Genomic DNA, 13,302 nt, shown 5'->3' on the forward strand with positions numbered 1-13,302 from the left:
AGTCAGAAATCGTTGGCGATACGCTCGACGAACACCTGAATCCCGCTGTCCGAAGAATTGCTGACCCTGATGCCACCCACCAACTTCACCAAGCAGCCATCGTTGCGAGCCTGGGCCACGGCATCGATTGCACGCTCACCCGGGTGAGCCGTCACCCACTCGTCAATCCAGCGGTTGGACATCGGGATCGCACTGTCCAGGCCGCGCAGATCGAATCCGAGCATCGACGTCGACCCGCGCGTCATCTTCAGCAGGTACAGCGGTTCCTGACCGGGCCGGCGGAACAGCAAAATAGAGCGACTGTGCAGCACCGCCTCATTGGCCGACACCACGATATAACCGGCGTGAGTGACCAGCGCCGACAGGTAATCGCGCAGGTTTTTCCTGCTTCCCATGCCGCCCCTGTTTTCGGCTGCCGCCCTCGTGAGGAGGTGGAGCAGCGAGGGTTCCTGGGTCGAGAAGTCCAGACGACTGAACCGTTGCAGCGAGGGTCCGTAACTGATGCTGAGCCGGGCATTCAGCGTTCCCTGGCCGGTCAGATGTGACCCATCGAGCATCAGCAACGGGTCGTTGAGCCCCGGCATCGGCGACGGCTGGCCGTGCTGCCAGGCATTGATAGTGGCCCGCAGATTGATAAGTCGTGACGACGTCATGCCGGTATGGCCAGGGTCTGCACGATCAAAGATCTTTTCCGCCAGCACCCGGTAGCTGGTCGGGGTCATGCCTGGTCGGGCCTGTTCCACCAGTTGCTGAATCTTGCGTTTGAACAACGGGCCATGCACGGTCCACTTCCCCTCTTGAAAGGAGGCCATGATGGGCTGCTCGAATCGATTGCGGCGAATGGTCTCGTTGAGGCCGGAAAAGCTGTCCTCCAGAGTGGCCGGGTTTTTCAGGAGCACAATCGAGGGGTGCTGCGTGCCGCCACTGGGCAGGATGTCGTAGCGCTTGCCGTCCAATTGGATGAAGTCGCTGCCCTGCGTTTCGCCTATCCGGAAAACCGGTGGCTGCTGCGTGATCTGCCGGACGTCATCGGTCTCGATCATCGGCCGCGCCCAGGTTTTCCAGGTGTCGGGGCCCGCGAGTCTCGCGGACGCCGTTGACGGTCCTGCTTCGGGCGCGCGCTTTGCCGGGTTATCCGCAGTCGGCGGGTCCTTGCGCTTGACGCCGCTCGGCCCAGGCTGAGGTGAGGCGTCCGGCACCGCGACGGGACGGCGGTAGGCCTCGGCCCAGTCTGGCAATGCCCGGTGCTTTTCAAAGTGAACGGCGAGGTCCAGCTCCAGGCGCCGTTGATGCTCGGACGGGAATTCAAACTGATCGAGCAATTGCCGCGCCTGTCGATGGGTGAACGCAGGGTCCGGATGGGCCTTGGCGATCAGGGTTTCGGCGATGGTCGACTTCACACCGCCGCGCAGCCCGACGTCGGTGTGATACACCCACTCGCCCTGTTCGAAGCGCACGGGGGGCTCATAGCCCTGGCTGGCGGTTTTCTGCAGCCGCAGGGTGTGTTCGCCGGGACGTCGGTAGGCGGCATAGGCCTGGCCGTCGCGTTGAATCCACAACTGGCCATCCTTGAGCACTGTCCCTAGGTCGCGCCCTGATTGCGGCAGTGCGCCCGCTAGCGAGGCCTGCACTGCGTAGCCATCAAACGGCTTGAGCACATGGGAACCGGCCGCCGACATTGCATTTCGGATACCGGCGCTGCGACGGCCCGCGCGGGTCAGCACGCGAATGCTCGCTGCGCCCGGCACAATCGACAGCGCCACATCCAGCACGCTCAAAGCCACGGCCCCCGAGGCCAGCAGCCCGTCATCAAGACGCCCGCGGCTGAAAGCGTTCACTGCCTCATGCGCGCTGGCCAGGCCCTCGGGCAGACTGATCAGCGTGCCAACGCCGGGCAATAGGCACAACATCGCCGTGAAATACATCAAAAATCCGTCGTTCTGCGCCCTTGATCGCTCGCGTGCAAGATCGAACTGGCTGCGGGCGTCGGATTCGGTCTGCCGATGCAGCATCCATGCGCGACAGTGCAATTGCTGTGCGGGCAATTGCAGATCCAGCGCCGGGGCGAAATCGATGAACCCTTCGAATCGGCGCGCCAATGCCTGATTGATGTAACTGACGTGACGCGCCTGATGGGGCCTGTCCATTGTCCGCTCGGCCAGATACTCGACTAACGCAGCGTCCCGGATGAGCCTTTGAATCAGCCGGGATTTGGCCTGCGCAGGGCTTGACCCTTCAATCAATGTCACATCGCCGGGCGCGTCGGGCAGGTAGATGACCGTCAAGTTGGTCTGGCGATCACGCATCACGCACAACCCGGCCAGTGTGTGACCGTCACGCTCCCCTGTGACAGCGACGCCGGGTTTGAACCGCACCCAGTTCATCTCCAGCTCAGCGGCATCGGTGTGGTAACGCGAGCGTGCCAGCGCCGCCATCTGGAACAACTGATAGCCGGCCTCGCTCAGCCGGTGACGGGAAAACTCACAAAAACCTTCGAGCAACAATTTGTGTTCGTAGGGATCGAGCAGCAGGTCGGCGTCGGCCCAGGCGTATGCGGCGCCAGCTTCGGGCGCAGCGCCGGGAACGCGGAAAACGGCATCGAGCAGCGTTCGATAACGTTGAGCTACGTCCAGTTGCGGGATCATGCGATGCAGGTAGGAGGCGGTCAGGCCGGCTTCGATGTAATGCGCTGCGTTGAGTTCAGACTCGGCCAGCACCAGGCGTTGGGCCATCTGCTCATCATCGCTGGCGAAATTGCGCCGAGCCAACTGACCAAGGCTGAGGTGTTCGCGTTCGCTGCTCGCCACCCAGGGCGCAGCGTAACTTTTGATCCGGCCAAATTGCGGGTCGATGTCGTAATCGCGCCTTACGTTTTTGGGCAGGTCGATAACGATGGTCTCTGGCGCAATATCGATGCCCAGATCCGCCTTGATGCGCGCGGCAATCTGGTTGTCGGTGAAGGTCTCAAACGATGGCAGCACCTTCCTCAAATGCGCTTCGAGCCGGGCGGCGGCGACGTGATAAGCCGTCAAACCCTCGCGATAGGTCTCCAGCACCGTATCGCTGGCAGTGAGCAGCCACTCGGGCAGTGGCGCGGTGATTTCCAGCAGCGTTTGATCAAGGGAAGCATGGGTCGACATCAAGTCGCCCGGGGTCATGTCAGTTGTGGTCATGGGGTGTGTTCTCCAACACGCTATAAGACGGTTGGAGTGTTCACAGTCCACGCAGCGGCCTGACATACATATGTATTGGCAGGACATTATTTATCCGCGGTGCAACGACATTCTGGATCTGCGCCCCTGACACCGGGTCTGCGGGCAGCGGTCCGCTACGCCCGTTCGAAAAGGATCTCCTGGGCGCCTTCCCATAACGTCTTTACACCCAACGCCCGGAGGTTTTCCTGACCCTGAACGACGGTCAAAAAGTGATTGCCGGCCAACTGGCCCATTTTGCTGGCGAAACAGCACGAGCCGTAAGCCACCAGTATTTCGGTTTCGCTGTAAGGGCCGGGGTAAAACAGAATGTCGCCCACTGAAGGGTGGCTGGTGTGATTTTCAAAGCCGATAGGTTGATCATCCTTGATGAGCTGATACTCATCCAGAGGCACCCAGCAGCCTTCGCCACTCCAGCGCACATGGATGAGTTTCTGGCGGTAAGGCAACAGCGCAAGAAAGGCGGCCACGGTGTGCGGCGCATCGGGATGGGTCTGGGCAAGGAACTGATACCCGCCTGCGGTGATTCTCAAAGTGGTCATGGACGCTTTTCTCCGGAACTGGCAAAGGGTCAATCAGGGGGTGACCTAGCTGCCGCGATACGTGGAATAGCTGTAGGGCGAAATCAGCAGCGGCACGTGGTAGTGGTCTTGCCCGGCGTCGATGCCGAAGCGCAGCACCACCTCATCAAGGAACCCATGCTCGCCGGATTGCACGCCTTTGCCGCGAAAGTAATCGCCGGCCTGAAACTGCAGTTGATAGACGCCAGACTGGTAGTCATCGCCCTGCAACAGCGGAGCGTCGCAGCGGCCGTCGTTGTTGGTCACTGCTTCGGCGACTTTCTCCAGCCGGTCGCCATCGACCCGATAAAGCGCAACGCGTATGGAGCTGCCGGGGCAGCCATGTGCAGCGTCCAGCACGTGAGTGGTGAGTCGTCCCATGGCGTGTCGTTGCCTCATTCAGTGAGAGATTAAGAGAGGGCCTGCACCCGAAAAGGGCATGAGCGGTATGAGATGAACAGGATTAAGACAGTTTAAGCACGGATTGTACACAATTAAAATTACCTAAATTTTCACTGATCACCCGCCGCGGCTCCATGCCCCGGATAGCGACGCAAGGCAGACGAATACGCGATGACAAGTGCCATATCTGACCACTCAGGCAGGTTTCTTGCACAGTGATCCCATGGGGCCGAGAGTGGCGGGAAGTGAAAAAACAGGGTTACACGTTGTAAATAAAGTTGTATACAATCTCACCATCGCAGCGACCGTCGCGGCACCTTGATGCATCGCCCTGACGACCACCGCCACAGAACACAGGCTAGATAAGGAAGATTGCAGTGAGCGCCGACTACCCACGCGACCTGATCGGTTACGGCAGTAACCCGCCCCACCCCCGCTGGCCAGGCAACGCCCGTATCGCGCTGTCGTTCGTGCTCAATTACGAGGAAGGCGGCGAACGCAATATTCTGCATGGCGACAAGGAGTCCGAAGCGTTTCTCTCCGAAATGGTCGCCGCGCAACCGCTGCAGGGCCAGCGCAACATGAGCATGGAATCGCTCTACGAATACGGCAGCCGGGCTGGCGTGTGGCGCGTGCTCAAGCTGTTCAGGCAATTCGACATCCCGCTGACGGTCTTCGCGGTGGCCATGGCCGCCCAGCGTCACCCGGACGTGATCCGCGCCATGGTCGACGCGGGCCATGAGATCTGCAGCCACGGCTATCGCTGGATCGACTACCAGAACATGGACGAGGCGCAGGAACGCGAGCACATGCTCGAAGCGATCCGCATCCTCACGGAACTCACCGGCGAACGTCCGCTGGGTTGGTACACCGGGCGCACCGGCCCGAACACCCGGCGGCTGGTGATGGAAGAAGGCGGTTTTCTCTACGACTGCGACACCTACGACGACGACCTGCCCTACTGGGAGCCGAACAACCCCACCGGCAAGCCGCATCTGGTGATCCCCTACACCCTGGACACCAACGACATGCGCTTCACCCAGGTGCAGGGTTTCAACAAGGGCGACGACTTTTTCGATTACCTGAAAGACGCCTTTGACGTGCTCTACGCCGAAGGGGCCGAGGCGCCGAAAATGCTGTCGATCGGCCTGCACTGCCGCTTGATTGGTCGCCCTGCCCGACTGGCCGCGCTGCAGCGTTTCCTTGAGTACGTCAAAGGCCACGAGCAGGTCTGGTTTGCGCGCCGGGTGGAAATCGCGCGGCACTGGCATCAGGTACACCCCTTCAATGGAGCCGCCCAATGAGCCGCTTTCAGACCCTGACGCCCTCGTCCCTCAGTCGCGATGAATTCGTCCAGGCGTTCGCCGACATCTACGAACATTCGCCCTGGGTCGCCGAACAGGCTTATGACCTGGGCCAGCGGCATGAGCTCGATGATATCGAAACGCTGCATGCACGCATGAGCGACATCCTGTTGAGTGCCGATCACGCCGCGCAACTGGCGCTGATCAACGCTCACCCGGACCTTGCTGGCAAAGCCGCCGTGCAAGGCCAACTGACCGAAGCCAGTACCTCTGAACAGGCTGGCGCCGGTATCCACCAATGCACGGCCGAAGAGTTTCAGCGCTTCACCGAGCTGAACGACGCCTATAAAGCGAAGTTCGCGTTCCCCTTCATCATGGCGGTGAAAGGCAGCAACCGGCATCAGATCCTCGCGGCCTTCGAGACGCGCATTCACAACCCGGCCGACGCCGAGTTCGCCTGCGCCCTCGCCGAGATCAACAAGATCGCGATGTTCCGCCTGCAAGCCCTCTGACCGACCTTTCCCACGCCCACTATCAAAGGCAGACAAAAAGAATGAAAGCTTACGCCGCACCCTTCGAGAAGTTCGTCAACCTGGCCGATGCGCGTCTGGGGACGAAGATCCTTTCCGTCACCGATGACTGGTTTGCCGACGCCAACCGCCTGTTCCAGCCGACCCCGGCAGTCTGGAAAGAAGGCGTGTTCGACGACAACGGCAAGTGGATGGACGGCTGGGAGTCGCGTCGCAAGCGCTTCGAAGGTTACGACAGTGCGGTGATTCGTCTGGGCGTCGCCGGTTGGATCAAGGGCGTGGACATCGACACCTCGTTCTTCACCGGCAACTACCCGCCCTCGGCCTCGCTGGAAGCGTGCTTCCTGGCGTCGGGCGAGCCGGACGAAAACACCGTGTGGACCGAAGTGCTGCCGGCTGTGGAGCTCAAGGGCGACAGCCACCATTACCACGAGATCGGTGACGCCAAGGCCTACAGCCACTTGCGTTTCAATATCTATCCGGACGGCGGCGTGGCGCGTCTGCGCGTGTACGGCGTGCCCCATCGGGACTGGTCGGCGGTGGGTGACAACGAGCAGATTGATCTCGCCGCTGCGCTGAATGGCGGTCGTGCGCTGGCCTGCTCCGACGAGCATTTCGGGCGCATGAGCAACATCCTCAACCCGGGCCGTGGCGTGAACATGGGCGACGGCTGGGAAACCGCACGTCGCCGCACCCCTGGCAATGACTGGGTGATTGTGGCGCTGGGGCATGCGGGCGAGGTCGAGCAGATCGTCGTCGACACCCTGCACTTCAAGGGCAACTACCCGGACAGCTGCTCGATTCAGGCAGCCTTCGTCAAAGGCGGCACCGACAGCCAGATCGAAACCCAGAGCCTGTTCTGGCGCGAACTGCTGCCGAGCCAGAAACTGGAAATGCACGCCGAACACACCTTCGTCGAGCAGATCAAGGCACTGGGGCCGATCACCCATATCCGCCTGAACGTGTTCCCGGATGGCGGCGTGAGCCGGCTGCGGGTGTTGGGCAAGGTTGCGAAGTAACGAGGATGCCGTTGTCACACAATGCGGGAACGGACAAAACATAAACCTGTAGGAATGAGCTTGCTCGCGAATGCGGTGGGATGATCGCTGTAGCTGTGGCGGATTCACTGGCCTCTTCGCGAGCAAGGTGGAACGCCACCCCGGTCGGCTCCCACAGGACGGATGTCAGACCAAGAACCTCCGTTGGGCATGACGCACGTTTAGCAACGACGCACATTTATCTTCAACCTGAAAACAGAAGACTCCGCATGCGCACACTGATCATCGAGCCGTTGACCAAGGCAGCCTTCGCCCCTTTCGGCGATGTCATCGAAACCGACGGCAGCGATCATTTCATGATCAACAACGGCTCGACCATGCGCTTTCACCGTCTGGCCGAGGTTGAAACGGCCACGCCGGACGACAAGGCGATCATCAGCATCTTCCGCGCCGAGGCGCTGGAGATGCCGTTGACCATCAGCATGCTGGAGCGCCATCCGCTGGGCAGCCAGGCCTTCATTCCGCTGCTCGGCCATCCTTTTCTGGTCGTGGTCGCGCCACTTGGCGATGCACCTGAACCCGAGTTGACCCGCGCCTTCATCACCAATGGCAGGCAGGGTGTTAATTACCATCGCGGCGTCTGGCACCACCCGGTGCTGACGATCGAAAAGCGGGATGACTTCCTGGTGGTTGATCGCAGTGGCAGTGGCAATAACTGCGATGAGCATTTCTTCGAAGAGAGTCAGAAGATGGTTCTCGATCCCCAACTATAAGAAGGGTCTGACCACCCGTTAAGCGGTGGAAGGCAAAGGGTAAAGACTGTGGCTGCACATCTGATGGAATGGCTGAATCTGGGCGTGCGCTGGATTCACATGATCGTCGGGATCGCCTGGATCGGCGCGTCCTTTTATTTCGTCTGGCTGGAGAACAACCTCAACCGCGCCAACCCCCGTGACGGTCTGTCGGGCGACCTCTGGGCGATTCACGGCGGCGGTATCTACCACCTGGAAAAGTACAAGCTGGCTCCGCCGACCATGCCGGACGACCTGCACTGGTTCAAATGGGAAGCCTACTGGACCTGGATGTCGGGCATCGCGCTGCTGTGCATCGTGTTCTATTCCAACCCCACCCTTTACCTGCTGGCACCCGGCAGCACGCTGAGCGGCGGCGCAGGCATCGCCATCGGCGTCGGCTCATTGATCGCCAGCTGGACGATCTACGATATTCTGTGCGATTCACCGCTGGGCAAGCGCCCTGCCCTGCTGGGCCTGGTGCTGTTCGTGCTGATCATCGCAGCCTGCTTCGGCTTCAGCCAAGTGTTCAGCGGGCGGGCGGCTTACCTGCACACGGGTGCAATCATCGGCACGATCATGGTCGGCAACGTGCTGCGCATCATCATGCCGGCCCAGCGCGCGCTGGTCGCCGCCATCGCCGAGAACCGTACGCCGGACCCGTCGCTGCCGGCCAAAGGATTGCTGCGTTCGCGGCACAACAACTACTTCACCCTGCCGGTGCTGTTCATCATGATCAGCAACCATTTCCCGAGTACCTACGGCAGTCAGTACAACTGGCTGATTCTGGCGGGGATCGCGGTGTGTGCGGTGCTGGTCCGTCACTTCTTCAACACCCGTCACAACAGCCATAAATATGCCTGGGCCCTGCCGGTCGGTGCATTGGGAATGATGTGCCTGGCCTACGTCACCGGCCCGGCGCAAACATCTCGCGGCCCGGACGTGGCGGAGAAAATCCAGTACCAGCCACTGCCGGGCACAGCCATCGGCGGCCATCGCGCTGATGAGCCGAAGCCTGAAATCGCGCCAGCGCCAGCCCCTGCAACTGCAGCTGCCCCGGCACCTGCCGCAGAGGCCGCAGCCCAACCGGCGCAAGCCAGCAGTGGTGGCGTGGATTTCGAGAAGGTCCACAGCGTGATTCAGGAGCGCTGCACCGTCTGCCACTCCGCCAAACCCACCAGCCCGCTGTTCAGCAGCGCGCCGGCCGGGATCATGTTCGACACGCCGCAGCAGATCCAGCAACTCGCGCCGCGCATTCAGGCCCAGGCGGTGACCGCGCAGATCATGCCGCTGGGCAACATCACCCAGATGACCCAACAGGAACGTGACCTGCTGGGGCAGTGGATCGATAAAGGGGCGCAGACGAACTAAGCAGCTGCAAGCTTCAAGCGGCAAGCCACAAGTAAAAAGCAGTACGCGATCGGCTTTAGCTTGTAGCTTGCCGCTAACCGCTCCATCCGCTCCGACCAAAAAATAAAAACAATGAGGTGTTGCATGTCCGAGTCAACTCACGCGCGCATTCCTGCCGCGCCGCCACGACAGCCCCTGCCATTGCTGCAACTGATTCTGGTGGGCCTGCAACACGTCCTGTTGATGTACGGCGGTGCCGTTGCGGTGCCGCTGATCATCGGCCAGGCCGCCGGGCTTTCCCGGGAAGAAATCGCCTTTCTGATCAACGCCGACCTGCTGGTCGCCGGCATCGCCACGGTGGTGCAATCCCTGGGCATCGGTCCGCTGGGGATTCGCATGCCGATCATGATGGGCGCCAGCTTTGCCGCCGTCGGCAGCATGGTGGCGATGGCCGGAATGAGCGGCGTCGGCCTGCCGGGCATCTTCGGCGCGACCATCGCAGCAGGCTTCTTCGGTATGCTGATCGCGCCGTTCATGTCGAAAATCGTGCGTTTCTTCCCGCCGCTGGTGACCGGCACCGTGATCACCTCCATCGGCCTGTCGCTGTTCCCGGTAGCGGTCAACTGGGCGGGCGGCGGCAGCAAGGCGGTGAGCTTCGGCGACCCGGTCTACCTTGGCGTCGCCGCGCTGGTGTTGCTGACCATCCTGCTGATCAACCGCTTCATGCGCGGGTTCTGGGTCAACATCTCGGTGCTGATCGGCATGGGCCTGGGCTACATCCTCTCCGGCTTCATGGGCATGGTCGACCTCAGTGGCCTGGGTCAGGCCGAATGGCTGAAGGTGGTCACGCCCCTGCACTTCGGCCTGCCGCAATTCAGCCTCGCGCCGATCCTGTCGATGTGCCTGGTGGTGGTGATCATTTTTGTCGAATCCACGGGGATGTTTCTCGCGCTGGGCAAGATCACCGACCGCGAAGTCACCCCCGGCATGCTGCGCCGGGGCCTGTTGTGCGACGCGGCGGCCTCGTTTCTCGCGGGCTTTCTCAACACCTTCACCCATTCCTCGTTTGCGCAGAACATCGGCCTGGTGCAGATGACCGGCGTGCGCTGCCGCTCGGTGACCATTGTCGCGGGCGGGTTCCTCATCGTGCTCAGCCTGTTGCCGAAAGCGGCGTATCTGGTGGCTTCGATTCCACCTGCCGTACTGGGCGGCGCGGCCATCGCGATGTTCGGCATGGTCGCCGCCACCGGGATCAAGATCCTCCAGGAAGCGGACATCGCCGACCGGCGCAACCAGCTGCTGGTCGCAGTGAGCATCGGCATGGGCCTGATACCCGTGGTGCGACCGGAGTTCTTCAGCCAGCTGCCGCAGTGGATGGGGCCGATCACCCACAGCGGCATCGCCATGGCGACATTGAGCGCGGCGTTGCTGAACCTGCTGTTCAACGTCCTCGGCGGTGCCGAACGCGCGGCGATGGCCGGGCCGCTGCATTCACACTGAGGGGTTGCCCTGTTTTCGACGGGAGTGCTCTGTGACAGAGCACTTGAGCACGGCTGCGCGAGTCAGTATCCTCCGCCGCCGCTCGAATTCAGTCCAATAACAACACTGCAACTAACCTGACTGACCGGACAACTCTCCGATCAGCCCGTGCATCTTCCAAACGGCATCGATAAATCGACCAATCGACTGTTCTTTGAACAGCCGGCGGGGCTTTTTCGTCTTTTTTCAAGGTGTTGGCTCAGCTCTTGCTATCAACTCGAAGCTGACCAAACAGACAACTTAATCGATTAAAACCAAGGCGCCATAACAGAGCGTCCGTTCGCAAAAAACCACGACGTCAATCCAAGGGAGTATTTACATGAACCGCACGCTTTCCAGCCTGATGGCCGCCAGTAGCCTGCTTGCCGCTGCGCCGGCCATGTCGGGTGATCTGCTGCAGTGGCAGAGCAACAGCCTGACTTATCTCTACGGCAAGAACTTCGCCGTGAACCCTGAGAACCAGCAGACGTTCACCTACGAACATGCCGATGGCTGGAAATACGGCGATAACTTCGTCTTCCTCGATTACATCAACTACAACGGCAAGAAAGACGGCAGCCTGGGCAACGCCTCGACGTACGGGGAGATTTCCCCTCGCCTGTCGATGGGCAAGATCTTCGATCAGAAATTCGAGTTCGGCCCTGTCACCGACGTGTTGCTGGCAACCACTTACGAGTTTGGCGAAGGCGATGTCGAGTCGTATCTCATCGGCCCGGGTTTTGATTTGAAGATCCCCGGCTTCGATTACTTCCAGCTGAACTTCTACAAGCGTTACAACGACGGCCACCGCGCCGGTTACGGCGCCTGGCAGATCACCCCGGTGTGGTCCTACACCATTCCGGTGGGCAAGTCGGACATTCTTATCGACGGGTTCATGGACTGGGTTGTGGACAACAAACAGTCCAACAGCAAAGGCGATTACCACTCCAACCTGCACTTCAACCCGCAGATCAAATACGACCTGGGCAAGGCGCTTAATCTTCCGGACCGGCAGTTGTATGTGGGCGTCGAGTACGACTACTGGAGCAACAAGTACGGGATCAACGACACGCGCTCTTTCGACACCGACCAGAACACCGCGAGCTTGCTGGTGAAAGTGTTCTTCTGATCGCTTCGGGACGGTGCTGGCAAGCGCCTTCGCAGGCCGTTGCCATCCGGCGTCCACAGCAGAATGCCCGGAGCGTTGCGCTCCGGGCAATTAATGCGCTTTTCATTTTCATGTGACCGATTTTTAACTTCCGCTCCGGGAAGATAGGCACCGTCGGCCACTGTCGGGCAGACACTCGAACCTCCCTGTCTGAACCACCCGGTAATCACAATGAACAAACTTCCGCAGATTACGCTCGCGTTCTGGGTCATGAAGATCTGTGCCACCACGTTAGGCGAAACAGCAGGCGACTTGCTGTCAATGACCCTCGACGTTGGCTATCTGATCAGCTCCCTTATCTTGATCAGCGTGTTTGTCGTCACGCTCGTCACGCAACTGGCCTCCAAACGCTATAACCCGGCGCTGTACTGGTTGGTGATTCTTTCCACCAGCACCGCGGGCACCACCATGTCTGACTTCATGGACCGTACGCTGGGCCTCGGGTATGCGGCGGGTTCGGCCATTCTGGTGGCGATCCTGCTGGCGATCTTCTCGGCCTGGTACTGGAGCGAACGGTCGTTGTCAGTCAGCCGCGTCACGACCCTCAAAGCCGAGCTGTTCTATTGGTTCGCCATCCTGTTCTCGAACACCCTGGGCACGGCGCTGGGCGACTTCCTGGCGGATGACTCGGGGCTGGGTTTCATGGGCGGGGCGTTGCTGATCGGCTCGGCGATTGCCGTGGTCGTGGTGCTTCACTACACCACCCGATTGTCTTCGGTGGCGTTGTTCTGGATCGCCTTCGTGCTGACTCGCCCGTTCGGGGCGACGTTGGGCGACGTGCTGACCAAGCCCCATGAAAAAGGCGGCCTGGACTTCGGGACGGTGGGTTCGTCGATGGTACTGCTGGGCATTCTGGTGCTGCTGGTGGGCGCTGCCATGTATTACAACCGCAAGCCCGCGCCAGCCTATGCGGCGATCAGCGACAAGTAAGGGCACGCTCCATCGAAGTAAGGCGCGCTTGCCTGGGACCGAAGCACTTCAACCCTCGCTACACAGGCTGAGGTTCAACGGGCACAGGCAAACGCGGCCAGGGTCACCGCCTCAGGAATGCCCTTCCCACGGCAGCGGCTTGCCCGCTCGCACCCTCGCGTTCAGCGAGCGCAGCAGGTCGAGGGGATCACGGTCTTTCATCGCATGACTCTGCTCGTCGACCCAGGTCATGACCTGCTGCCGGTCGAGCGTCGGCCGGCGGTGCAGGATTTCCACCAGCTGACGCTCGCAATGCTGGGCATACGCAACGACGCTGGAAAACAATGGGCTGTTCATGCTGCCGACACCTCGCCACCGAATACGCGTTCAGCCTTGATAAGGCGCCAGTTTTGTTACTGCCATTCCGCTACTGCTCCCGGTACAACCCGCCACACAATAGCATTCGCGCGCCGCCGCGCCAGCGACAAAGCCGGTGGACAAAGGGGATGTTGTTGCGCAGCCGAGGCAATGTTGAGCCTGCTGCGAGGCCGGTGCTAACA

General features: G+C 60.8%; 12 protein-coding genes. 8 read left to right on the top strand and 4 right to left on the bottom strand.

Annotated elements, in window-relative coordinates; genetic code table 11:
* Positions 1-2: 2 nt before the first annotated feature.
* The 3 genes from QWI20_RS21385 to uraH all read right to left on the bottom strand — a co-directional run bounded on the left by QWI20_RS21385 (position 3) and on the right by uraH (position 4,153).
* Positions 3-3,173: a DUF6543 domain-containing protein gene (locus QWI20_RS21385; RefSeq protein WP_369307116.1), complete on the bottom strand. Its 3,171-nt coding sequence runs from the start codon at positions 3,171-3,173 to the stop codon at positions 3-5.
* A gap of 155 nt (positions 3,174-3,328) precedes the next feature.
* Positions 3,329-3,754, bottom strand: a complete 426-nt coding sequence (locus QWI20_RS21390) for a DUF3830 family protein (protein WP_369307117.1) — start codon at positions 3,752-3,754, stop codon at positions 3,329-3,331.
* Positions 3,755-3,799: 45 nt separating this feature from the next.
* The gene (gene uraH / locus QWI20_RS21395; protein ID WP_369307118.1) at positions 3,800-4,153 is read right to left on the bottom strand and encodes a hydroxyisourate hydrolase; all 354 of its coding nucleotides are present in this window, start codon (positions 4,151-4,153) and stop codon (positions 3,800-3,802) included.
* Positions 4,154-4,551: 398 nt separating this feature from the next.
* On the opposite strand from uraH, the gene puuE reads away from it, so the two are divergent.
* The 8 genes from puuE (at position 4,552) to QWI20_RS21435 (ending at position 12,763) form a co-directional block, all read left to right on the top strand.
* Positions 4,552-5,478: an allantoinase PuuE gene (puuE, locus tag QWI20_RS21400; RefSeq protein WP_369307119.1), complete on the top strand. Its 927-nt coding sequence runs from the start codon at positions 4,552-4,554 to the stop codon at positions 5,476-5,478.
* Positions 5,475-5,990, top strand: coding sequence for a 2-oxo-4-hydroxy-4-carboxy-5-ureidoimidazoline decarboxylase (gene uraD, locus QWI20_RS21405; protein WP_369307120.1), 516 nt, complete (start codon positions 5,475-5,477; stop codon positions 5,988-5,990). Before puuE ends, uraD begins: the two co-directional genes overlap by 4 nt.
* Positions 5,991-6,031: 41 nt before the next feature.
* The gene (gene alc, locus QWI20_RS21410; protein WP_369307121.1) at positions 6,032-7,027 is read left to right on the top strand and encodes an allantoicase; all 996 of its coding nucleotides are present in this window, start codon (positions 6,032-6,034) and stop codon (positions 7,025-7,027) included.
* 248 nt (positions 7,028-7,275) lie between these two features.
* A complete protein-coding gene (locus tag QWI20_RS21415; RefSeq protein ID WP_346626677.1) occupies positions 7,276-7,779 on the top strand; it encodes an ureidoglycolate lyase in 504 nt (167 codons plus the stop codon).
* A 48-nt stretch (positions 7,780-7,827) separates the two neighbouring features.
* Positions 7,828-9,168: a urate hydroxylase PuuD gene (locus QWI20_RS21420; RefSeq protein WP_369307122.1), complete on the top strand. Its 1,341-nt coding sequence runs from the start codon at positions 7,828-7,830 to the stop codon at positions 9,166-9,168.
* 123 nt (positions 9,169-9,291) lie between these two features.
* Complete coding sequence (locus QWI20_RS21425; protein ID WP_369307123.1) at positions 9,292-10,647, top strand: nucleobase:cation symporter-2 family protein; 1,356 nt, start codon at positions 9,292-9,294, stop codon at positions 10,645-10,647.
* 358 nt (positions 10,648-11,005) lie between these two features.
* The gene (locus QWI20_RS21430; RefSeq protein WP_192174181.1) at positions 11,006-11,794 is read left to right on the top strand and encodes an outer membrane protein OmpK; all 789 of its coding nucleotides are present in this window, start codon (positions 11,006-11,008) and stop codon (positions 11,792-11,794) included.
* A gap of 210 nt (positions 11,795-12,004) precedes the next feature.
* Positions 12,005-12,763 (top strand): hypothetical protein, encoded by a 759-nt coding sequence (locus QWI20_RS21435; protein WP_369307124.1) that lies wholly within the window; start codon positions 12,005-12,007, stop codon positions 12,761-12,763.
* A gap of 111 nt (positions 12,764-12,874) precedes the next feature.
* Here QWI20_RS21435 and QWI20_RS21440 read toward each other — a convergent pair whose 3' ends face one another.
* Positions 12,875-13,099 carry a hypothetical protein gene (locus QWI20_RS21440; RefSeq protein WP_065988731.1) on the bottom strand — a complete coding sequence of 75 codons (225 nt, stop codon included), beginning with the start codon at positions 13,097-13,099 and terminating at the stop codon, positions 12,875-12,877.
* Positions 13,100-13,302 lie beyond the last annotated feature (203 nt).

Origin of the sequence: Pseudomonas sp. W2-17, from assembly GCF_041060445.1 — a bacterium.
In the GTDB taxonomy this organism is placed as follows: Bacteria; Pseudomonadota; Gammaproteobacteria; order Pseudomonadales; family Pseudomonadaceae; genus Aquipseudomonas.